Source organism: Anaerostipes sp. PC18 (assembly GCF_039789045.1).
Lineage (GTDB): Bacteria > Bacillota > Clostridia > Lachnospirales > Lachnospiraceae > Anaerostipes > Anaerostipes hominis.
On sequence record NZ_CP121164.1, the window covers coordinates 3,232,651 to 3,255,958 of the forward strand.

A 23,308-nucleotide genomic window follows, 5' to 3' on the forward strand; every position below is an offset into this window, starting at 1 on the left:
CAATTTCGTTGAACAAATGTCGAAGTAGACTTTTTTGAAACATAAGCTTTTACATTTGTTCTAAAAAATCGTTAAAAAAATCACAGATATAATTGTACAGTATTTTATACAAATAATTCAAGTGATTGTATACAGCCTCTGGTAACTATGTTAATTTTTTAACCTTTTTTCGATCTTTTTTTGTTTAATTCTCCTGACTTTTTCACTTGCCAAGTCTAGGAATTTCTCTATTCAGAAAATGCTTCCATTCTTAAAAACAAAAAAACCGGTGAGCAAATCCCGGTTTTTTTCATCATTGATCCGTATGTTCAGTTACAGATGTTTTCTAAATTAATATCTCAGGATATTTTTTTGTAACAATTTTAAATGCCTCATCCGCCACGTCAAAAGTATACTGCAGATCCTCGTCCGTCATAACCGTATTGATAAACATATTATGGAAACACCCCTTCTTACCATCTCCCCCGTTCTTTGCGAAAAAAGCCCAGTCTGCACAGTTGACCGTCTCCACCAGTTTTCCGCACATTCGATCATAATCGGAGATACAAGAAAGTTTCAGTCCTATGCAGGCAATATTCGGGCAGTCACCGTAGATCATCTGTACCGCTTCAATCATGCTGCGCCCGATACTGTTATTTGTAATAACTTTCACTGACGAGGAATCCATATCCATTTAAATTGACCTTTAGCTCTGCAAACACATCTCCAATATGTTCTCTGTCTGCCTGATACAGATTACAGGCTGTCTGTTTCATGTCTTTTCTCCACTCACTTCTGGCACTGGTAATGTATTGAATATTATTAGACTTATTTTTAGAAATGTATTCTATCAATGCTACAATCACAGCAGATGACAATAAAACATCGAGAATCCCCATTGTCCGCTACCTCCCCTATATCTTTTGCTGTCTTCCTAATATATCCATTTCATTATACATCATATCGACACATGAACAAAGTGGGCAAGCCCACTTCAACTCCCCAACCCCTCAATCTTTGAGGGGCCTGACAACTTTGCGTGCCAGATGCAATTTGCCGCAGGCAAATAATTTCCTTACGCATCTGTGCACAACCCGCGGAGCGTTTTTATTTCATAGGGAAGGTCGTAGAACTTTCCTATGAAAAAATCCTGCCAACATCTGAAACGCCTGTTGACAGGATTTTTTCATAAATCTCTTAATTAAATTTATTTAATTTTTATCTTAGTTTTGATACAAGGCAGCTATGTCATGAATTCTGCGTTTCATTTCTTCGCGGATATGTGATGGCTCTAAACACTCGCATTTATCCCCGAAACTTAAAAGAATATCGTAGTAGTATTCGTTCTCTATGAAGGGAAAACTGACAATGTAATGCTCTTCACCGGCTGGTGAAAAGTCTTCATAAGAGCAAAAATCAAGCACTCTATCCATCACAGATTTATGAATTCGGATTTTGATTTCTGTTTGCAAAGTCTCCAACGTATCTGTAAAGTCTAAAATTGGTTTTTGATAATCTCGAAGTGCGAAAGTTTCCTCTTGCATTTGTAGGTTTGACATACGAGATAGTCTGAATAAACGAAAATCTTTTCTTTTATGGCAATATCCTTGTAAATACCAATGACTGCTTTTCATTACAAGCTGATACGGCTCAACTGTTCGCGTGGTGCTTTTTCCGCGGTGGGCTATATATTCAAACGAAAGTAGTTTATTTTCCTGCAAAGCTGATTTGATAATTTCTAAATATGTTTGTATGTTGCTGTTACCCAGCCATGGACTTAAATCTATACATATTTGATTTAATTTTAATTCAATATCTTTCGCTCTGTCGGCAGGGATAAAACTTTTTACTTTCGCAAGAGCATGCACCAGTTCATCACCCCGGACTATATTGGAAAGACTGGAAAGCCCCATCAGAAGAGCGGAAAGGTCAGCAGTAGAAAAGACCTTTTTATCAATCTTGTATTCCGGCATGATTTCAAAGCCGCCGCCTACTCCTGATGCCCCGCGAACAGGAATCCCCGCCATGTTAATAGCGTCTATGTCGCGGTAGATTGTGCGGGGTGAAACTTCAAACATATCTGCTAACGCCTGTGCGCCTATACGTTTTTTATCAAGGAGTATCATAATAATACTGACCAGTCTGTCTACTTTCATTTAATAATCGCCTTTCGATTTAGATTATGGCCATAATGCTGTCAACAATTACATAGTACAATGATGAAGCAAACAAATCAATGAAACAATGAAAATGGAGGAAATTTATGTTTACAATTTATGTTTATGTTCTTGATACTTTAGCCGACTGGGAACTGGGACATGTTATTTCGGAGCTTAATTCCGGAAGATTTTTCAAAAAGGGCGCGCAACATGTATCGCTTAAAATGGTCAGCTATTCTAGGGAACCAATCCATACAATGGGCGGGCTGACCATCGTGCCGGATTGCTTAATTAATGATATTGTTGTGAGTAAAACAAGTATGTTGCTCTTGCCGGGAGCAGATACATGGAACGACCCAAAGCATGTCGCTGTCATCGAGAAAGCAAGTGAATTTCTTACTTTAGGTGCTGCGGTATGTGCAATTTGCGGGGCTACTGCAGCGCTTGCCAACTTTGGGCTATTAGATCAGCGTCCGCATACCAGTAACGGGCCGGGATTTCTTGAAATGGTTTCTCCTGATTATAACGGACAAAGTTTTTATATAGACAAGCCATCAGTAGCAGAAAACAACCTTATTACTGCAAGCTGCACCGGGGCTTTGTTGTGGACAAAACACATTATTGAGTATTTAGATGTTTTTCAATCAGACACATTGGAATCGTGGTACAAATACTTCAGTACCGGTGAACCTCAATATTTCTTTGCACTTATGCAGACTTTGCCGTCTGAAAAAGGATGATATCAGTATTAAAGATCAAAAAGAACCGAGGCACCTAAGGCATCAGTTCTTCCTGTTCATTGATCCTCTGACAAAGCGTCGAATATCTCTTCTGTTCATTTACGTTCTCGATCATCTGCTGTACTGTTGACTTCCGGCCCACCATCGTAATACACTGTTTTGCACGGGTTACTCCAGTGTAGAGAAGATTTCTGTTAAACAAAACTCTCGGTCCCGTAAGCAGAGGCATGACCACTGCCGGATACTCACTTCCCTGTGACTTGTGGATCGTCACCGCATAGGCAAGCTCCAGTTCATCCAGCATGGAATAAGAGTATTCCGCTGCCCTGATATCGTCAAAGACTACCGTGACTTTCTCCGTGTAGTCATTGATCCTTATGATCCGTCCGATGTCGCCATTGAATACACCTTTGCCTTCTTCTACGGTAAATCCTTTTTCATTCTTTACTTCCCACTCCATCTGGTAATTGTTCTTGATCTGCATGACCTTGTCGCCTTCACGAAACAGGCAGGAAACTGCCTGTCTCTCCTGTTTTTCCTCCGCCGGAGGATTCAGATATTCCTGAAGCACTTCGTTGAGCTTATCGACACCCAGTTCCCCCTTGCGCATAGGAGTCAGCACCTGGATATCATACGGCTTGGCATTTACATAAGCGGGCAGCTTATCTCTCACCAGGTATACCAGAACACCTAAAATATCTCCGAGCCTCTCTCTCTCAAGGAAGAAAAAGTCCCTGCTCTTGTTATCGAGCTCAATAGACTTCCCCTCATTGATCCTGTGGGCATTGCTTACAATGTGACTGGCTTCATCCTGCCGGAAGATCTGATTCAATTCCACCACCTTAAAAGATCCCGAAGCGATCATATCCTTCAGCACATTTCCCGGACCGACGGAAGGAAGCTGGTTGGCATCTCCGACGAACACAAACCTTGTACCCGGAACCGCAGCGCTTAAAAGGGAATTCATCAGAAAAATATCCACCATGGACATCTCATCCACGATGATCACATCGGTTTCAACAGGATTAGCGGCATTTCGTTCAAACTTCATGCTGTCCCCGCTGCTGGAATCCCCGTTCAGTTCCAACAGCCTGTGGATGGTGGTTGCCTCATATCCGGTAGCCTCTGTCATCCGCTTTGCCGCCCTCCCTGTGGGGGCCACGAGTCTGATATCCAGAGTTTCAGACTCAAAGTAGCGGATCATTCCGTTGATCGTAGTTGTCTTTCCCGTTCCCGGTCCTCCGGTCAGAATCACGACTCCATTTTCGGCAACGGCTTCTATGGCTTCTTTCTGTTTCTCCGCAAAGGTGATCTGAAGACCGTCTTCAATCTTTGCGATCATGGTCCTCACCTCGGAAACAGACACATCGTAAGTCATATTGAGATCACACAGCATCCTGGCCGTGTTAAGTTCCAGATAATACTGGGCCGCCCCGTAAATTCTTGTCTGGTCCTCTTCTTCCTTTATTATGATCTTTTTCTCTATCATCATGTCCAAAAGATGAGGTTCAATCATCTCCTCTTCCACCTCAAGCATCCTTGAAGTATTTCTTAAAAGGATTTCTTTGGGCAGATAGATGTGCCCCGACGCAAGGCCCTGCATCAGGGTATAAAAAATGCCCGATATGATCCGGTAATCCGAACTGCTGCCGATGCCTACCTGTCTGGCGATCTCATCAGCAATCTTAAATCCTACGCCTTCTATATCATCCGCCATCTGATAAGGATTATTCTGAATTACGCCGTACAGCTTATCACCGTATTCCTTAAAAATCTTCACCGCCAGATTGGTGGTAATCCCATAGTCGGACAGAAACATCATGGCCTGACGCATTTCCTGCTTCTCGGAAAACTCCACTGCAATGCTGCGTGCTCTCTTTTCAGTGACTCCTTTTACCTCTGCAAGCCTCTCCGGTTCCTCCTCAATGATGCGGAAGGTATCCATCTTAAACTTTTTGACAATCCTCTTGGCAATCGCAGGGCCAACCCCTTTGATGGCCCCGGAACCCAAGTACCGTTCCATGCTCTGAATGTCATCCGGCATAGTAACCTCATAAGAAGTCATCTGAAACTGGGGTCCATGTACCGGATGCTCCACATATTCACCTTCCAGTTCCATATACTCGCCTTCGTGCAGAAATTGGAACACACCGACCACAGTCTCCTCATCGCCGTCCATATCAAGACTCAGAACCGTATATCCATTGTCTTCATTCCGAAAACGGACATGGTCAACATATCCGGAAATCCGTCCCATGCTTCTCCCCTCCTTTATCCAAACGCCCGGCGTAACAAAACAACCAGGATAAAATACCCTGGTTGTCCTCTTCCGGCATAAAAAAGTGCTGAAAAACTAAGTGATTATTTCTCGCCCTTTTTGTCTTCTCCGGATAAAAATTCAATGTATTTTCCCGTTCCGATGGCAACTGCTGTCAGAGGATCTTCTGCTGTCATCGTGTTAATTCCTGTCTTAGATTCGATCAGTTCTTCCAGACCCTGAATCAGAGATCCTCCTCCGGTCAGAACGATCCCGCGGTCTGAGATATCGGCCGCAAGCTCAGGCGGAGTTCTCTCCAGTACATTGTGAACAGCGTCTACGATCTGGTAAGCAGGCTCTCTTAAAGCCTCTTCTGTCTCTTCGGATGTAACGGTAACGGTCTTTGGAAGTCCTGTCACAAGGTTTCTTCCGCGGACATCCATCGTTGCATTTTCCGGACGTTTGTAGACTGTACCGATGTTGATCTTAATGTCCTCAGCAGTACGCTCACCGATCAGTAAGTTATGTTTTTTGCGCATGTAGCGCACGATTGCCTCATCAAAATCATCTCCGGCAACTTTGATGGAAGTGCTGACAACAACGCCTCCAAGGGAAATAACGGCGATATCGGCTGTTCCTCCTCCGATGTCAACAATCATATTTCCGCATGGCTTTGCGATATCAATTCCAGCGCCGATGGCTGCCGCAACAGGTTCTTCAATAATGGATACTTCCCTTGCACCTGCCTGATAGGTCGCATCCTCAACTGCCTTTTTCTCTACTTCTGTGGCACCGCTTGGCACACACACGCTGATGCGCGGCTTCCGTCCGAAGATAGACTTTCCGACGGTGCGGTTGATGAAGTAGCTTAACATCTTTTCTGTCACTGTATAGTCAGAAATCACACCCTGGCGCAGCGGACGCACTGCCACGATATTCCCCGGTGTTCTTCCCAGCATCAGACGGGCTTCTTCCCCGATTGCCTTGATCTTGTTTGTATCTCTGTCAAATGCCACTACGGATGGCTCTTTTAAAACGACTCCTTTGCCCTTTGCGTAAACCAGGACACTGGCCGTACCTAAATCAATTCCGATATCTGAACCTGCCATGTTTCAAAATTCCCCTTTCGAATTTTCTATTATTATCATTATGTTAAATGTCAATTATTCGTATACACGCTCTTTTTAATTATAAACAAAGTTAGAAAAATTTCAATTGTTTTTTACGTATTCCAACAAAATTCAGCAAAAATTAAGATTTCTGAAATATCTATACCGATTCCCATCTGCCTGAGGCTCCACATGGCAGAACAAGGCCATTTGAAGAAACCGGCAGCCCGATCTCATCTGCCGTCACTTTCCCGCCGAACTTTGATTTGACTTCCGTTCCCAGCATATAGGAAAGCACAGCCGGCTGAAGTCCGGTCGTATAAGAATTGATCAGAAAAAATAAGGGGTTTTTCGACAAAATCTTTGTACAAAGCTGAACAAGCGGAAAAATCTTCTCCTCGATCTTCCAGATCTCTCCTTTCGGTCCCCGGCCGTATGACGGAGGGTCCATGATGATCCCATCGTAGTGGTTCCCCCGGCGGATCTCCCTCTCTACAAATTTCACACAGTCGTCCACCAGCCATCGGATTGGTTTGTCTTTCAGGCCGCAAGCCTGGGCATTCTCCTTTGCCCAGTTTACCATGCCTTTGGAAGCGTCCACATGGGTGACGGCTGCCCCGGCTGCGGCTGCCGCTAATGTCGCGCCTCCTGTGTAGGCAAACAGGTTCAGCACCTTCACAGGGCGCCCGGCCTTTCTGATCTTATCTGAAAACCAATCCCAGTTCACCGCCTGCTCCGGAAAAACTCCTGTGTGTTTAAAACTGAATGGCTGCAAATGAAATATAAGCTCCCTGTACCTGATATCCCAGGTCTTCGGGAGATCAAAGAACTCCCACTGTCCGCCGCCTTTGCTGCTCCTGTGATAATGTCCGTTGGGCTTCTTCCACTGCTTTAACTTCTTTGGTGTCTGCCATAAAACCTGAGGGTCCGGCCGTACTAAATAATAGTCTCCCCATCTTTCTAATTTTTCACCACAAGAAGTATCTAAAACTTCATAATCGTTCCACTGATCTGCAATCCACATCTTACATTCTCTTCCTTTACTTAAACTTTATCTTTAGAGACAGATGACATTTCCCTTCCGTCCCATTTGGTTCCCTTCTAATATGATAATACTCCGCTCTTCCAGCCGGATCTCCCCTCCGGGCAGCCGGCCGTTTTTCGGCTCGTCGGCCGTGTCTGAAAAAATCTCCCAGAAATAATCCAGTGGAAGTTCCGGAAGCCTCACGGTATGCGGCTCCCAATGCATATTCATCATAACATAAACAATGTCATCTGTGTCACTATCTTTTTCTCTCCCGGCAAACAGGACGCCCAGAAGGTGGTTTTCGTAATCCTCCTTAAACTTCCACGGCTCTTCTCCGTGAAAGCTGACCGAGGGCAGTCCGCACAGCGCATTCTTCCCTCTGGATCTTAACACCGGATGTTTTTTTCTGAACCGGATCATCTCTTTGACAAACTGAGAGATCTTATGATTTTCCAAAAGCAGATCCCAATTCAGCCACGAGATTTCATTATCCTGACAGTAGGCATTGTTATTGCCGTACTGGGTATTTAAAAATTCATCCCCCGCATACATCATCGGGACACCCTGGCTGGTCATCAGCGCCGCAAAAGCATTTCTCACAAGCTTTTTCCTGAGCCTTATCACATCCTGCCGGTCAGTCCACCCTTCTGCACCGCAGTTCCAGCTGTTATTATTGTTGTCTCCGTCTGTATTGTCCCATCCGTTATCCAGATTGTGTTTTTCATTATAGGAATAAAGATCCCACATAGTGAATCCGTCATGGCAGGTAATAAAATTTACCGAAGCTGTATCGCCGCGGCTCTCCCTGTCATAGATATCCCTGGAGCCGCTCATCCTCTGGGCCGCGGCTTTCACAAGGCCCGGATCTCCTTTCAGGAATCTTCTCATATCGTCCCTGTATCTGCCGTTCCACTCAGACCACCGGTTCCATGACGGGAACGTACCCACCTGATAAAGACCCGCGGCATCCCATGCCTCTGCGATTAATTTCACACGGCCTAGGATCGGGTCAAATGCCAGCCTTTCCAAAAGCGGAGGCTTGCTTAAGGGTGAACCGTCCTCACTTCTTCCGAGAATAGACGCCAGATCAAACCGGAATCCGTCGATCCGGTAATCCGTCACCCAATACCTTAAACAGTCCAGGATCATATTCTGAACGACCGGGTGGTTACAGTTCAGTGTATTGCCGCAGCCGCTGAAATTATAATATTTTCCGTCCGGCGTAAGCATATAATATATATTGTTGTCAAATCCTTTAAAAGATATGAACGGACCGTTCTCATTTCCCTCCGCCGTGTGGTTGAACACCACATCCAGGATCACTTCGATATCATTGTCATGAAGTTCCCGGATCAGGTATTTAAGCTCTGTACCCTCTCTGTTAAATTCTTTCTCCGAGCTGTAGCTTGTATTCGGCGCAAAAAAACTCACAGGATTGTAACCCCAGTAGTCCAGAAGTTTCTTTCCATTGACATACCTGGTATCCCTCGTCTCGTCAAATTCAAAAATAGGCATCAGTTCCACAGCATTGATACCCAGATCCTTCAGATAGGGAATCTTTTCCCTGATCCCGTCAAAGGTACCCGGATGTTTTACATCTGACGTATGGTGTTTTGTAAATCCCCTGGTGTGAAGCTCATAGATGATAAGGTCCCGCATATCCGCAGGTTTTCTCCTGGCTCTTCCCCAGTCAAAGTCATTGGAGACGACTCTGGCCCGGTAGCAGTCCCTGCTGTACTCGGGTTTTTCTCCCCAGTTGCTCTGACCTGTGACGGCTTTTGCGTAAGGGTCTAAAAGATACCGCTCCTTGTCAAACAAGAGTCCCTTTTTTAAATCCTTCGGTCCGTCAACTCTGTAATTGTATTCGATTTTCCGGATATCCAGGCCGAAAACGATCATCGAGTAAACATTTCCGATCCGGTAATTTTCCGGAAACGGTATTTCAGCGAAAGGTTCCTTTGCCTTTCTTTCATATAAAACTAATGTACATGCAGTCCCGTTTTTCGTATGTACGGTGAAACTCACGCCTCCTTCGATCGCTGTGGCGCCGTTCTGTAAGTAAAACCCCGGACGGACCTCAAATCCGTTTACCACATCCATCGATCTGAGCTGTCCCGCCTCTCCGATTCTCTTGATGTCCATAAAGACCATCTCCTTTATACTCCGTCAAATAAGGGTTATTCAAAAATTCTCACAATATGATATTTATTATAACACAAATTTTTCTTGTTCCATGTAATCTTCCAAACAGAAGCTTCCGCCCAAAAACAATGAAAAAAACTCATTATATATTCAGATCTGTTCACATACAATAAATTATAGCTTGTAATTTCACCCTGCCTTTCCATGTTCTTTTGTCAAGGATTGCTGGAAAACGGAAATACTATGTATGGATAGGAGGCACAAATGAAAAAAGGATTAAACAAAGGACAAACTGCAGTGCTGATCTTAATGCTGTCAATCATTGTTTTTCAGGGCATCTACCTGTTCAGGACCAGTAAAGAGACAAGTTCTCTTCAGGAATCCTCGGCTGCCAATGGAGAGATTCAAAAGAGCCGGAAGATTCTCCGCGAAATTACACAATTTAATCTGGGTGATTTCCCCTTTCTTCCCAAACGAGTCAATCCCGAGAAAAAACTCATTGCATTTTCATTCGATGACGGACCTTCCAGAAAAAATACGGAGAAAATACTCAAAGCCCTGGATAAAAACAATGCAAGGGCTACCTTTTTTATGCTTGGCCAGAATGCAAAATATTATCCTGACCTTGTAAAAAAAGTTGAGGAATCAGGCAATGAAGTCGCCGGACACTCCTGGAACCATCCTCTGCTCACAAAGCTCGGTAAAAAGGGTGTAAAAAAACAGATGTCACGGATGAATGAAGCCATTGCTTCTGTCACCGGATCTGATGTAGGACTTTTAAGGCCGCCTTACGGGTCTATTAACAGAACCGTCAAAAATACGGTCAAAGATCCGCTGATCCTGTGGAGTATTGATACTCTGGACTGGAAAACACTGAATGCAGATAAGACCGCTGATGCCATTTTAAAGCAGGCCAGGGATGGAGATATCATCCTGATGCATGACATTCATGCTCCTACGGCGGAAGCTGTGAAAAAGGTACTCCCTAAGCTTGAAAAGAAAGGCTTTCAGGTGTGTACGGTATCGGAGCTCTTAGAAGCGAGAAATATCACCCTGCATCCGGGAGATGTTGTGGTGAGTGCCAATGATGTGTATCGGTATAAGAAATAAAATGTACTTTGAATTGCCAGAAGAGCCGCCCGGTCTGCCGGACGGCTCTTCTGCAAAAGGAGTTTATTTCATTTTTGAGGAAAAAAATTTGGAGCTGTCCTTCCTCAGCTGATGATTAATTACAGATTGATTATAACAGGATACAGCCCGCATTTTCTATCTCTGATTCTTCTTAAACTTATAAATCTGATTGGCACTGATGACAAAATGGCCTTTGCCTACGGTGATTCCTTTCGTGAAGGCTTCCGAGGCCATCTCCGTCCTTGACCGTTATTGTTATCCACATGAAATGCAGCATCTTCTTGGCTGTTTGAAAACTGCTTACGATAATTTTGAATACAGTGATCTGAACCGTTACTCCACACTGATATATAACTGTTTATGAAAGGATATGCCCCATGCACAAAATATTGATCATTGATGACAGCAAGACTGTCCTGAACCAGGTCATGATGCTCCTGAAAGATTCCTATCAGTAATCTTTTTAACTTCCGGTACAGGTGATCAGACAGAAGCCGACTGTGAGAACGTATATTTTATTGCATTACTACATGATGTAGGAAAAATAGGCGTCCCAGATGCTATTTTGAAAAAACAGGACAAACTGACTCCAGAAGAATATGAAATGATGAAAAATCATACCATTGTCGGTGCTCACATCCTAAAGGATATTAAAATGCTTCCCGGACTCTGTGAAGGGACACTATATCACCACGAGCGCTATGACTGCCACCCGGTGCTACCGAAAAGGAATGGACCCGGAAATTGCACTGCAGGAACTGAAAAATAACCGCGGCACACAGTTTGACCCCGACATTGTAGACACGTTTTTAGAAATTGCAGATCAGATGGAGGTGCCTGATTATGAGAATCATCTAATGTGATGATGATGCCGTCTTCCTGAAAAAGTATTCCCACAGGGCACACCGGTATTATTCTCACCGTCGGAAGAAGGTGTTCCAGGCAGGCCAGAGAGGCCTTTAAAATCTGAAGCGTGGAAGCATTGTAAACAAAAACAACTTGACGGGTATGAAATTCCATCTTCTCTAAAAAATGCTGTGTCTACAAAAGGGGCCATGCAGCAAAATCATTGCATGACCCCTCTTCTATCCTATCAGGTTTCACTCTTTTCAATTCCCATCAGATAATTCACAAACTGCTGTGCCGTCCTTCCGGATATTCCCCCGTGGGACAATTCCCATTTATTGGCTTCTTTTTGCAGTTCCTCATCCGGCATCGTGATCCCTTCTTTTCTTGCAAGCTGTATCACAATGTTGAAGTATTCCTTCTGAGTAGGCTTAGAGTAGCTTATTGTTACACCGAACCTGTTTACCAGAGACAATTTCTCTTCCATCGTATCGGACTTGTGCATACCGTTTTCATTCTTCACATCATCCCGGTCGCTCCAAGTCTCCTTGATCAGATGCCTCCTGTTGGATGTAGCATAGATCAGGATATTTTCCGGCTTTGTCTCCACGCCGCCTTCAATAACTGCCTTTAAGAATTTATATTCTACCTCAAACTCTTCAAAAGACAGATCGTCCATGTAAATAATAAAACGATAATTCCGGTTTTTGATCTGTGCGATCACATTGGACAAATCTTTAAACTGATGCTTGTATATCTCGATCATCCTCAGGCCCTGGTCATAATACTGATTGACAATGGCCTTGATACTGGTAGATTTACCGGTACCGCTGTCTCCGAACAGCAGCACATTGTTCGCCTTGCGCCCCTGGACAAAGGCTTCCGTGTTATCGACCAGCTTCTTCTTCTGGATCTCATATCCGACCAGATCGGACAGAGTCACCTTATCCATATTGTTGATTGCGCGGAATGTAATGCCCCCTCCGGCTTTTTCCTCGATCCTGAAAGCCTTATTAAGTCCGAACATTCCCACGCCGTAAGCCTTATAAAAGTTTGTGACTACCCGGAAATATTCATGTTCATCGCTCGTCTGCTCCAACTCCCGGCTCAGCGCCCGGACTTTCTCGCTGACATTTTTGTTATACATAAGCTCCGGCTTTCCAATCGCTTTATAGTCAGAAAGACGGCTGAAGCAGTCCACTCCCAGATATTCTTCAATCTTCGAAAAGTCATAGTCAAACAGCTCCTTAAATGCCCGGAAATCATTTTCCGCAAAATAATTCACGCTTCCTTCTCTGGCGCCTACCTTTTCACAGGTAATGCTGAATGGATTTTCATTGGTGATCAGCAGAAATGTCAGGTAGTTATGCCAGAGGTTCTCATCGAATCCATAGTCTGTCGCCACCTGAAGGATACGTTTGATCTGCCTGAAAACCCTGGTCGTCAAAACTTCCTTCGTCTGGCTTTTCTCATCCATACAGCGGAAAATATCACTGAGCTGCATCAGAATGGAGTCAGGCTCCATATCACCATAGATCAATAACTTTGAAACATTTTTATACACTTGTTCCTCCACCTTTCATTTTCTTCTACCAGCTTCCGCCTCCGCCTCCGCCGAAACCGCCCCCGGAGAATCCCCCTCCGCCAAAGGAGCCTCCTCCGAAGCCTCCGCTTCCGGATGATGTTTTCGGGGGTTCCGGCACGGAAAGAGTATTCGTCACATGGGCCATACTTCCCATTAAACACCGGTTAAAGATATAATAATCAAAAAATGTAAACTGCCGGTCTGTTTCATACCAGTCAGGCGCAGACAGACCGAGATCTTTTAATTTCTCAGCAAACACATCGGAAAGACCGAATACATAGGCATACGGCATGATGTGATAAAACATCTGCGGCTGATCTTTTGCCAGCATTTTCATTCTGTCCAGCTCCGCGGTCTCAATGAAATCACGGAGTCCCGCCAAATACCCCATCCACTCAATACACTGATGGGTTCTCTTTTTCATAAATCCGGTCATCAGGATCATTCCGCCGGTCATAACAAGCACTGTGGCCAGGACCCAGATATAGCTGAAAATCTCTCCATTTCTGACTCTTACAACATAGCTTCCTGTGTAAGCTGCCGCAGACAGAAAACTTAAAGCAAGACCCCAGAATACCCACAGCCTCCTGCTGTCCCTGCTTTTGGCATACCAGCTGTCCACCGCGGCTGTAAATAAGATCATCCCACCGAACAACAACATCCATAAAATAGTCTGAACGATGATCCTTGCGATCCCCGTATACGAATAAACACTTGTAACGGCCATAAATAATCCCAAAGGAAGAGCCGCAAGCACCATTGAGATCCCTCTTGCCGCTTTTGAAGCCGATGTATAAATACTAAAATGCTTTTCTCTTCCAAAATACCGGATGAGTTTACTTTTTGCCACATTAAGAGTATCCGCATATTTATATTTCAGATCGTCAATCTTTACATTATCCTCTCCGTTGAATAAGTCGTCAAACATAATCCTCTGGTATGCCGGCGCCGAAGCTTCAAGATCCGACTTTCTATGGAAGGTAAGCTTCCCTTTCTTTTCTTCAATGGTAAGGTATCCCCTGTCTGCCCAGTAAAGAATCAGGGAGAGCATTTCCTTGTCCTGAACTTTTCCATCGATGATGTAGCCCACTCCGGCACTGTCAAGTCCCTCCGGCGGCTGATACTGGATCGATGGAATAATTTTTTCATCCCTGCCGAACATAAGGAACATACAGAGGACAACTGCGAATATGATCACCGATGGAATTAATATTATCCATGGGACTGCAGTGAGCTGCTGGTTCCCGCTGAAATATCCGGCATCCATTTCTGCAAAGCAGGTAAGACCGGAACCAAGTGGAAGACTTTTCTTCAAAGTCCCTGTCACTGTAAGATTTTTTTCGTCTTTTTCCAGCGACAGAATATCTCCGGCCTCTTTTGTCGATCCATATTCCCCACAGTAAAACTTCAGCCGGTCCATATCAAACTTTTTCGGAAACTGGATGGTAAACCTGCTCCCTGCCGGAATCTGGTTCTGCCACTGTGTCGGAAAAATATTATAGTAGATGTTATCATAACTTTTCTGCTGGAATTTCGGGGTGAGAAGGTATTCAAACTTATAAATCCCTTCCCTCACTGTCTTGTCTTCATCTCCAAACCGTAAGACCCTGCTGCCGTTTTCACTGCTCTCATCCACAGTTTCATTGGCACGGAGCAGTTTTACAGAAGCATAGAAAGGTGTTTTCTGAATCTTCCCCTTTTTATCATAGGAAGCTATGGTCCCTTTTCTTGGGATATAGCGGTAAATGCCATGACGGTCTTCCATGAATCTCACGTTTATTTTTTCTGTAATGTCATAGGAACCGTCGTTTCCAACCACAACCTTTGTCTCAAACTGCTTTGTATACATGTAAGGGTCTGACTCCACACTGGACGGAGACAGCCCTGATATGCTTTCCAGTGCAGATCCTGCCCCTATACACAGGACCAGCAGGACAACTGCGATGAAGCCGGAGCCCCATAATTTTTTCATAATGACCTCCCTGCGTCAGAGCACTAGAACGATACTTTTACATTCTCACGCTCAGCCTCATCGCTGATCTCATACAATGGTTTTCTTGTGAATTTAAAAATACCTGCCACAATATTTCCAGGGAACATCTCTGCCTTGGTATTGTACTTGTTGACAACTCCGTTGTAATATCTTCTGGAACCTGCGATCTCTTCTTCGATCCTCTGAAGCTGATCCTGAAGCTGTATAAAATTCTGGTTTGCTTTCAAATCCGGATAAGCTTCCGCGACCGCAAATAAAGAACGCAGTGCGCCGGTAAGTACATTTTCATTGGCAAGCCTTTCTTCCGGATCTGAAGCTCCCATGGCCATATTTCTGGCTGACACTACCTTTTCCAGCGTCCCCGCCTCATGTTTTGCATAACCCTTAACGGTTTCCACATAATTTGGGATTAAATCATACCGCTTTTTCAGGGATACATCCATCGCAGAGTATGCCTCCTCTGTCTTATTTCTCAGGGTAATAAACCCGTTATACGAACTGATCAGCCAGATCACCAATACTGCAGCAATTACTAATATAACTATCAATGCTATCATTCTCTTTTCCTCCTTTTATGTTTGATAACTTCTCGGAATCTTCAGCCCTGATTTTATAAGGCTTTCAGACCCTATCTCAAAAAAATCACCCACTTTTTTTAAAAACACTTGACAAATCGCTCAAAATTTGCGGCGAAGCCGATTGATTATATTTTATTTCAATCGATTGGAGGCGATTTCTTTGTTACCTACTAATCCCGGCGGACATGCCGCCTATCAGGATACTTTCGTATCCGAGTTTCTGAATTTTTATCCTGATCCCTTTGTGCTTTCCAAAAACACCTGGGATTATATCGTGCAGTTCTGGTATCTCGATCTTTCACCTACTGATTCTATCATGCGGGACTGCTACTCTGTCTTTGGACCGGAACCCCGGCTTCCTTCCTGCATGCTGCGTTCTTACCTGCTTGCCCTGAAACTGAAAGTGACTTCCATTACCGTCTGGTGCCGTATGCTCCGGGAAACTCCCCTTTATGCCATCCTCAGTGGCTTCCCTTTCGGAGATACTCCCGGTGTTGGTACCTTTTACGATTTCTTCTCCCGTATTTGGCAGGATGACTCCAACAACTCTTCTCCGAAAGACCGGTTTCCTAAAATGAAACCCCTTAAGGGAAAAAAGAAAGGCGATAAGACTCCCTGCGATTCTTCCAGTACAGCTTCAAAACTTCTTCCTTTGTTGGAACGCTGGCACTTTAAAGCAGATAATCCTTTTTATCTGATATTCCGTCTTTATCATCAGCAGTTCCTAAGCCTTTCTGTCCGTAAAGGCCTGATTGATCCGGAGCACCTTGCTCTGGCCGGTGACGGAACTCCTGTCCGTACTGCTGCTCAGCAACGGAAAAAAAGGATCTGCGGCTGTAAGGAAAAGGGCCGTTCTTCCTGTAACTGCAAGCATCATTATTCCCAACCGGACTGTAACTGGGGATGGGACTCCCACCGGGAATGCTATTTCTTCGGTTACCACCTCTACATGTATGTGGCTTCTGATTCCTACAGCGATCTCCCTGTATTTCCGCTTTTAGAAAGAGCGTCCCGACATGATATGCTTTCTTTTCTTCACTCCTTTTTTACAATGAAAGCATACCTCCCGGAATTCCGTATTGAGAAACTCCTCCTGGATTCCGCCCATGATGCTTATGCTGTCTATGAATACTGCCGGAAGGAAAAGATCTCTCCTTTTATTGACCTCAATCCTGGCCACACCGGACATTTTACCTATAAGGACGATTTCACTATTGACGGCGATGGTGTCCCTGTCTGTAAGCTGGGCTTACGCATGCACAAAGATGGATATGAGGTTGCCAAACACCGGGCAAAATACCGGTGCCCGAAATCAAACCGCAAATGCGGCTGCTTCTGTGAGCATCCCTGCTCACCGGCGAAATACGGCAGAACCGTACACATCTTCACCGATGATAATCCAAGGTTATTTAACATACCGCCAAGGGACAGTAAAGCATGGGAAAAGGAATATGACAGAAGGACTTCCGTGGAACGCTCCAACAAGCGTGAGAAAGAAGACTATAAACTAGAAGACGGCAGACACCGCTCTACGAAGATGTGGTACTGCCGCCTCTACGGCATCATGATGCTGCAACATCTTGATGCCTGGGAAATGCCGCCAACGGAGGCATTTCAAGAATCATTATTAAGTTTAGCCGCTTAATGATGATATCTTACCCCATACCATAGAATTTTTCAAGGCATAGCTTCCTCTATGTCCAACGTTTATGCCCTTTTTTGCCAAATCTCTATTCCTGCACGATATTCAGTTTTCAAATTTCAGTTAGAATCTAATTCATTGAGATTCCGAGAAGTTATTTTGATACCAGTATACCACTAAATATCTTTGCAGGGAACTATGACATTCTGTCCCTGTGGATCTTCACATGCAGCACAATACTCTTTTCTCTTCCCATCCGGTCGTCTGTTTTCAGCATTACCTCCCCGGGAATATAATTGGAAAAACAAATTTTTTCTGCTGAAACCCGGTAGTTGTGCAGCCATTCCCCGGGTATTCTCCGATCAATCCTAATGCTGTCTGTTTTAATATGTCCCGGTATTCCTTCCAATGGAATTTCAACCCTGCCGCCGTCTGAAAGGAAGCCTGCCCAGCCCATATGGCTGCAAATACAGTAAAGTCCTTTCTTTCCGTCTGAGCGGTTTGCCATTTCTACCATTCTTGAACAAATCTTTTCTTCATTTAACATCTCAATCTTCACCTCATAATTCGTTTTGCTTAGCTGTTTCGGATCTTTATCTTTAGTATACCCATCCTGAACAGACGGAAAACATCCCGGCGCGTAGTGCGCATCTTTCAGCGCAAACGACGCAGCATATTCATAGGGTATGCTGTAAGATTCATTTATGTGCAAAAGAAGCCGGGAATGCTCCCGGCTTCTCATATGAAATAGAGGTGTATGATCAAGAAAAGTGTATGAATTTCTTTTTTACAGCCTTTGATCTGGCTGTGGGAAAAACTTAAGGTCTATCCGAAGTATCTCTTCAGTAATCCTTCAAAAGCTTTCCCATGGCGGGCTTCATCCCTTGCCATCTCATGTACGGTGTCATGGATTGCGTCTAAGTTTGCTGCCTTCGCTCTTTTTGCAAGGTCAAACTTACCTGCTGTCGCCCCATTTTCTGCTTCTACTCTCATCTCAAGGTTTTTCTTTGTGCTGTCTGTCACGACTTCTCCGAGCAGTTCGGCAAATTTTGATGCATGCTCTGCTTCTTCCAGTGCAGCTTTTTCCCAGTATAATCCGATTTCTGGATATCCTTCTCTGTGTGCTACACGGCTCATCGCAAGATACATACCTACTTCGGAGCATTCTCCTTCAAAGTTTGCTCTTAAATCTGTCATGATGTCTTCGCTGGCTCCCTGTGCCACTCCGACTACATGCTCAGCAGCCCACTCTCTGTCTCCTGTCTGCTCTTTGAACTTCTCTGCCGGAACTCCGCATGTAGGACATTTCTCCGGTGGAGTATCTCCCTCGTGAACGTAACCGCATACTGTACAAACCCATTTCTTCATAATAATGATCTCCTTTTCTTTTGATTCTATGTTTTGTTTTTTTTATTTTCTGTCCAAGATTGTTTAATAACAGTAATTGTTATTGTTTTCTTGTTGAGATAATAATATCATTTGTTTTTTTATCTGTCAATGGGTTTTTTAAAATTTTTAACGCCCTTTACTTTATATCATTATATTGATATAATTATATGAAAATATGTATATAAGAGAGGTGTAGAAAAATGATCATCAAAGCATCCGCATCATTGCGAAATGACTATACTACTATTTCAAAACTTGCAAAAGAAACCAAGGAGCCGATATATATAACCAAAAATGGCGAAGGAGATTTGGTTCTCATGGACATTGCTGCTTTTGAGAAGAGAGATCAGATTTTACAGCTGCGGGCAAAAGTTCTTCAGGCAGAACAGGAACGAATTGAGGGAGAAAAAACACTCAGTGTTTCAGAGGCAAGAAAAAAATTGCAGGAGCGGGCAAATGAAATGTAAAATTGAAATTCTTCCGACTGCATGGGAAGACCTGAAAAAAATAGAGGATTATTATCTTATACAGTTTGACTCAGAAACAGCACTAAAGGTAAGCGAACACATTTTAGACACCATAGAACGCCTGTCGGAATTCCCCAATTCAGGATCTGCAACTCCCGATACCTGGCTGAATGAAAAAGGATACAGAATGGTGATCTGTAAAAAACATATAGCAATCTATCGGCAGATGAAAGACATCATATATATTTATCATATTGCAGATACACAAACGGAGTATACAAAACTTTTTTATTAAAGAAGGATAAGCCTTTTTTCTTTTGTTTCATAAGATTTCTCTAAGGTTTGTTTATACTTCATTTAGAAATGTTTATCTTCTATACATTGAATTAAGTATTGATTCTGATATACTTTAAACATGCCTTAATCCTGCAGGGTACATAATTACCGGATGTATTCCCTGCCTGGTATAATAGTTTTTCATATATATTTTTAATCCTCTCTTTTCATTAAACATAGGACAAGGGTGTTTTAAGACAACTGACCAAAATCAGCTGTTTTAAACACCCTTGTTCTATGTTATTCTCTTTATAATGGAGGATGATAAAATGAAACTTAGAGAGAATTATACCTGCCCTTTAGAACTTGTCCACGACATGATAAGAGGCAAATGGAAAACTATAATTATTTTCCAGCTAAGAAAAGGAAAGTGTTCTTTTTCTGAACTTCACCGCGGCATTGAAGGTATTACTCAAAAAATGCTTTTAGAACAATTAAATGAGTTGAAGCAGTTTGAATTAGTAACTAAAAAAACATTTGAGGGGTATCCCCTCAGAGTGGAATACTATTTAACAGAACAGGGTGAAAAAATGCTTGCTGCTGTAAAGATCATGCAGGAAATCGGAATCGATCATATGCTTCACCATGGCATGAAGGATTCACTGGACAGAAAAGGTATCCCTTATTAAATATTGTATATACGAAAAAGTAAGTAATTTACTTTCTCATATCTTTCTTTTATTCTTTTCTGTAACAACTAATTTCATTACAGAAAGGATATATTAGAATGAAAAAAGCATTATTGATTATCGATGTGCAGAATGATTATTTTGCAGGCGGAAAATATGAGCTGGTTCATCCAGATGAGGCATTAAATATGATCAAAAGGCTGCTCCGGTCATTCAGGGCTGAAAACCTGCCCGTATTTTATGTTCAGCATTTATCTGATTCAAATGCAAATTTTTTTATTCCGGAAACACTCGGGTCATGTATCCACGATGCAATTACTCCGCTTGAAAATGAAAAAATTATTGTTAAGAATTATCCCAATAGTTTCTATAAGACAGACTTACAAAAAGAACTCAGCGATGCAGGAATCACGGATCTCGTCATATGCGGAATGATGACGCACATGTGTGTGGACACAACAGTACGTGCTGCAAAGGATTATGGATATCATGTAACTCTTCTTTCAGATACATGTGCAGCAAAAGATTTAAACTGGAACGGATCAGTTCTGTCTGCCGATACCGTTCATAATGTTTATATGGCCTCCTTAAATGAGAAGTTTGCAGATGTAATGACAAGCGAAGAATATTACAATATGTATACAAAATAAGTTCCCTAAGAATTTTCTAAGATTTGTTTATATTTCGTTTATAATTGTTTATTTTCTATACATTGTATCTCGAAAGGATTCTGATATACTTTAAATATAGTTTTTCATATATTTTAATCCTCTCTTTTCATTAAATATAAAAACAGGTTCCGTCCAACCAGCGGAACCTGTTTTTGTCTTGCTGTTCTTGCTTTTCACTCTGCATGCTGCCTAAGTATTTTTCAGTGCCTTATGAAGGATCTTCGCAACTGTGCCTCCGACGACAGACCCTGCCAGAATTTCGACCACTGCATTGACTCCCACAAATGCACAGATAAACATCAGCGGATTCAGATTGCCCATGGTAGAATTGAGGTTCTGGAAATATTCCGTGTTCCAGTAACACAGCGCCATAACTCCCATGAAAAATACAGTATTTAGGAACGGTGCACAAAAACCTCCGATATAATAACAGGCAGTTTTCGCGCTTCCGCCTCTGCTCAGTGCCCTGAAGATCACTCCTGTTAAAAATCCCATAAGCGTCCTTGTAGGCACTGCCACCAAAAAGGCATAAAACGGATTGATCCCAACCAGGACTGCCCCAAATGGATTCATCCCAAAAAATCTTGCAAAACTGATAAGTCCGAATGACAGTCCCAGCACTGCTCCGGCTGCCGGTGAAAAAATCATGGCTCCCACCCCTACCGGGATCGTAAGGAGCGATATTTCCAGTATCCCAAGTCGTAAATATCCAAGCGGTGTAAATGTCATAATAAAAATGATGGCTATGAACAGAGCAATCTGCACCATTCTGAGAACTTTTTTGTTTCCCACTTTTTCAACCTCCTGTATTTCCCTTTATATTACCATGCCGTTACAGGATTCTACAAGTTCTTTTGGAAAAACACTCCTTTTGCCACACCGATCTCACCAGCTGCCGCCTCCGCCTCCTCCGAAGCCTCCGCCTGAGAAACCTCCTTTGTTTCCGCCGCCCGATGATCCTCCGGAAGCATTTACAGATGACGGCTGACTCAGAGAGACTGCGGCAAAGGAAAGGTTCCCCGCCATAAAGCTCGGCAGTCTCAATAAAGGAGCGCAGCCCTGACAGCTGCCCCATCCATCGGATACATTTGGGAGTTCTCTTTTTCATAAAGCAGGTCAGCGGCATCATGACTGCCGATGCAGCCAGGACGATTCCTATTTCCATTGTATAATCGAAAATTTCGTTCGTGGATGCTTTATATGTATAAAAAACAAAGTACAGTATTTCTGATAAGTAAAAAAGGCTTGCACCGCCTGCGGTCATCAGAGTCCTCTTTGCTCTGGAAAAAGAATACCAGCCGTCGATCCCCCTGCAGCAAAAATACATTCCCAGCCCCATGCCGGTACACAGCAGCGTCTGAACCACAACGCCGACTGCAGTCATGTAAGAATAATGCCCTGTGAGGACTGTAACCCAGATAACTGACAGCAGCGTACATAGAAATGCCACCCTCTGCAGTCTCCACGATGGTTTGGTATAGATTCCCGCTTTGCTTTCCCCGTCAAACTCTTGTATCAGCTGCGTTTTCGCGCTGCTCATTGTCAGACCAAAGTCATTTTTCAGACCATTTAAATAGACGGAGTCTCCGTTCTGAAACAGCCGCCGGAATACGGTGCGCTGATAACTTGGTGCCCCTTCGGGCAGTTCCTTCAGCTTATGCAGCGTCATCAGGTATTCCTCTTCCTCCTCTATCCACAAGCTGCCCTTGTCGGCCCAATACAGTATCAGAGAGAGAATGTCCCTGTCCTCCGCGATTCCATCAAGAACATATCCCACAGCTGCACTGTCCATATTCTGCGGAGGTTCAAATTCTATAGAAGGAATGATTTTTTCATCCCTGCCAAGACACAGATACAGGACAGCCAGCACCGCCAGCAGAATCACAGGCGGAACCCAAAGCAATAATGAGATTCCGGGTTTCCCTTTTACCCCTGCAAATCCCTTCTGTATCTGTCCCGAAAAACAAGTAATCCCACTGCCCACAGGAAGATTTTCTTTCAGAATTCCGGTAATTGTATTCTCTTTTTGATTCTTTCTCAGATCTATGATATCGGATGCACTTTCAGTGGAACCATAGGCTCCATAGTAAAACTCGAGTTTTTCTAAATCCGTGCCCTCCGGAAAGCGCATCGTAAAACGACTTCCCTTTGGAATATCATTCTTCCACTTTGAGGGATAGATATTATAATAGATATACGGGAAAGGCTGGCTCTGCCGCTCAGGTGTCAGCCGGTAAGTAAATTCATAATCACCTTTCCGAACTGTTTCATGACTGTAACCAAACCGGAATACTTTCGCACCGTTCTGCTTGGATTCCTTTATATCGCTGTTCGGAAGTTCAAGCTCTACTCTCGCGAGATATGGAAATTTTTTTATATCTCCATTCTTTTGATATGCCACAAATCCTTTATCGGGAATGTACCGGTAGATGCCATGTCTGTCTTCCAAAAACTTTACTTTGATCTGCTCCGTCACCAGATAATAGCCTTCCCCATCCACTGTGACATCTACGTCATAAGTCTCCGTCTTCATATATAAATCTTTTTTACCCCAGAATCAAGTTCCTCCGTAAGACGGTCGAAATACCCGCCTTTTATAAGCAAAAAAGCTAGCAGCACCAATAATGG

Annotated in this window: 22 protein-coding genes; 8 read left to right on the forward strand and 14 right to left on the reverse strand. The window is 43.5% G+C overall.

The genetic code is table 11. The features are described from left to right. Positions 1–325 precede the first annotated feature (325 nt). The 3 genes from P8F77_RS17390 to P8F77_RS17400 all read right to left on the reverse strand — a co-directional run bounded on the left by P8F77_RS17390 (position 326) and on the right by P8F77_RS17400 (position 2,135). Positions 326–652, reverse strand: coding sequence for a hypothetical protein (locus P8F77_RS17390; RefSeq protein ID WP_024729202.1), 327 nt, complete (start codon positions 650–652; stop codon positions 326–328). Beyond that, positions 633–878 (reverse strand): hypothetical protein, encoded by a 246-nt coding sequence (locus tag P8F77_RS17395; RefSeq protein ID WP_024729201.1) that lies wholly within the window; start codon positions 876–878, stop codon positions 633–635. Before P8F77_RS17395 ends, P8F77_RS17390 begins: the two co-directional genes overlap by 20 nt. Before the next feature lie 324 nt (positions 879–1,202). After that, entirely contained in the window at positions 1,203–2,135 is a 933-nt protein-coding gene (locus P8F77_RS17400) for a YafY family protein (RefSeq protein WP_009290063.1), read from the reverse strand. 107 nt (positions 2,136–2,242) lie between these two features. On the opposite strand from P8F77_RS17400, the gene P8F77_RS17405 reads away from it, so the two are divergent. Next, positions 2,243–2,878, forward strand: coding sequence for a DJ-1/PfpI family protein (locus P8F77_RS17405; RefSeq protein ID WP_024729200.1), 636 nt, complete (start codon positions 2,243–2,245; stop codon positions 2,876–2,878). Between the two features lie 34 nt (positions 2,879–2,912). Here the strand turns inward: P8F77_RS17405 and P8F77_RS17410 are convergent, their stop codons facing one another. The 4 genes from P8F77_RS17410 to glgX all read right to left on the reverse strand — a co-directional run bounded on the left by P8F77_RS17410 (position 2,913) and on the right by glgX (position 9,413). Continuing rightward, on the reverse strand, positions 2,913–5,135 hold the full coding sequence (locus P8F77_RS17410; RefSeq protein WP_287520326.1) for an ATP-dependent RecD-like DNA helicase: 2,223 nt from the start codon (positions 5,133–5,135) through the stop codon (positions 2,913–2,915). Between the two features lie 104 nt (positions 5,136–5,239). Continuing rightward, entirely contained in the window at positions 5,240–6,244 is a 1,005-nt protein-coding gene (gene mreB, locus P8F77_RS17415) for a rod shape-determining protein MreB (RefSeq protein ID WP_006568322.1), read from the reverse strand. Positions 6,245–6,404: 160 nt separating this feature from the next. Next, entirely contained in the window at positions 6,405–7,268 is an 864-nt protein-coding gene (locus P8F77_RS17420; RefSeq protein ID WP_024729198.1) for a class I SAM-dependent methyltransferase, read from the reverse strand. 33 nt (positions 7,269–7,301) lie between these two features. Further along, positions 7,302–9,413 (reverse strand): glycogen debranching protein GlgX, encoded by a 2,112-nt coding sequence (glgX, locus tag P8F77_RS17425; RefSeq protein ID WP_024729197.1) that lies wholly within the window; start codon positions 9,411–9,413, stop codon positions 7,302–7,304. Between the two features lie 264 nt (positions 9,414–9,677). Here glgX and P8F77_RS17430 point away from each other — a divergent pair, with 264 nt between their 5' ends. Continuing rightward, a complete protein-coding gene (locus P8F77_RS17430) occupies positions 9,678–10,523 on the forward strand; it encodes a polysaccharide deacetylase family protein (protein WP_024729196.1) in 846 nt (281 codons plus the stop codon). Positions 10,524–11,215: 692 nt separating this feature from the next. After that, positions 11,216–11,407 carry a hypothetical protein gene (locus P8F77_RS17435; protein WP_235824627.1) on the forward strand — a complete coding sequence of 64 codons (192 nt, stop codon included), beginning with the start codon at positions 11,216–11,218 and terminating at the stop codon, positions 11,405–11,407. A gap of 230 nt (positions 11,408–11,637) precedes the next feature. Here P8F77_RS17435 and P8F77_RS17440 read toward each other — a convergent pair whose 3' ends face one another. Genes P8F77_RS17440 through P8F77_RS17450 form a run of 3 tightly spaced genes read right to left on the reverse strand, consistent with a single transcriptional unit; the run spans position 11,638 to position 15,525 of the window. Continuing rightward, positions 11,638–12,954: an ATP-binding protein gene (locus P8F77_RS17440; protein ID WP_024729195.1), complete on the reverse strand. Its 1,317-nt coding sequence runs from the start codon at positions 12,952–12,954 to the stop codon at positions 11,638–11,640. 25 nt (positions 12,955–12,979) lie between these two features. Beyond that, complete coding sequence (locus P8F77_RS17445; RefSeq protein WP_270433001.1) at positions 12,980–14,947, reverse strand: DUF2207 domain-containing protein; 1,968 nt, start codon at positions 14,945–14,947, stop codon at positions 12,980–12,982. Between the two features lie 23 nt (positions 14,948–14,970). Then, on the reverse strand, positions 14,971–15,525 hold the full coding sequence (locus tag P8F77_RS17450) for a LemA family protein (protein ID WP_024729193.1): 555 nt from the start codon (positions 15,523–15,525) through the stop codon (positions 14,971–14,973). A gap of 181 nt (positions 15,526–15,706) precedes the next feature. Between P8F77_RS17450 and P8F77_RS17455 the strand changes: the two genes are divergently transcribed. Further along, positions 15,707–17,191: a hypothetical protein gene (locus P8F77_RS17455; protein WP_287518697.1), complete on the forward strand. Its 1,485-nt coding sequence runs from the start codon at positions 15,707–15,709 to the stop codon at positions 17,189–17,191. Positions 17,192–17,384: 193 nt separating this feature from the next. On the opposite strand, the gene P8F77_RS17460 is transcribed toward P8F77_RS17455, so the two are convergent. Both P8F77_RS17460 and P8F77_RS17465 read right to left on the reverse strand, forming a co-directional pair. Next, on the reverse strand, positions 17,385–17,900 hold the full coding sequence (locus P8F77_RS17460; RefSeq protein ID WP_235824626.1) for a hypothetical protein: 516 nt from the start codon (positions 17,898–17,900) through the stop codon (positions 17,385–17,387). Positions 17,901–18,013: 113 nt separating this feature from the next. Then, positions 18,014–18,556, reverse strand: coding sequence for an NADH peroxidase (locus P8F77_RS17465; RefSeq protein ID WP_024729191.1), 543 nt, complete (start codon positions 18,554–18,556; stop codon positions 18,014–18,016). A 221-nt stretch (positions 18,557–18,777) separates the two neighbouring features. On the opposite strand from P8F77_RS17465, the gene P8F77_RS17470 reads away from it, so the two are divergent. From P8F77_RS17470 to P8F77_RS17485, 4 genes are all read left to right on the forward strand, one after another. Continuing rightward, positions 18,778–19,044 carry a type II toxin-antitoxin system prevent-host-death family antitoxin gene (locus tag P8F77_RS17470; RefSeq protein ID WP_024729190.1) on the forward strand — a complete coding sequence of 89 codons (267 nt, stop codon included), beginning with the start codon at positions 18,778–18,780 and terminating at the stop codon, positions 19,042–19,044. Next, the gene (locus P8F77_RS17475) at positions 19,034–19,339 is read left to right on the forward strand and encodes a type II toxin-antitoxin system RelE/ParE family toxin (protein ID WP_270433006.1); all 306 of its coding nucleotides are present in this window, start codon (positions 19,034–19,036) and stop codon (positions 19,337–19,339) included. The genes P8F77_RS17470 and P8F77_RS17475 overlap by 11 nt, the downstream gene beginning before the upstream one ends. A 310-nt stretch (positions 19,340–19,649) precedes the next feature. Then, the gene (locus P8F77_RS17480; RefSeq protein ID WP_024729188.1) at positions 19,650–20,009 is read left to right on the forward strand and encodes a helix-turn-helix domain-containing protein; all 360 of its coding nucleotides are present in this window, start codon (positions 19,650–19,652) and stop codon (positions 20,007–20,009) included. Between the two features lie 98 nt (positions 20,010–20,107). Continuing rightward, a complete protein-coding gene (locus tag P8F77_RS17485) occupies positions 20,108–20,659 on the forward strand; it encodes a cysteine hydrolase family protein (protein WP_270433008.1) in 552 nt (183 codons plus the stop codon). A 210-nt stretch (positions 20,660–20,869) separates the two neighbouring features. Here the strand turns inward: P8F77_RS17485 and P8F77_RS17490 are convergent, their stop codons facing one another. Then, positions 20,870–21,472 carry an ECF transporter S component gene (locus P8F77_RS17490; protein ID WP_270433009.1) on the reverse strand — a complete coding sequence of 201 codons (603 nt, stop codon included), beginning with the start codon at positions 21,470–21,472 and terminating at the stop codon, positions 20,870–20,872. 40 nt (positions 21,473–21,512) lie between these two features. Continuing rightward, a complete protein-coding gene (locus tag P8F77_RS17495) occupies positions 21,513–23,213 on the reverse strand; it encodes a DUF2207 domain-containing protein (RefSeq protein ID WP_287519356.1) in 1,701 nt (566 codons plus the stop codon). Positions 23,214–23,308 lie beyond the last annotated feature (95 nt).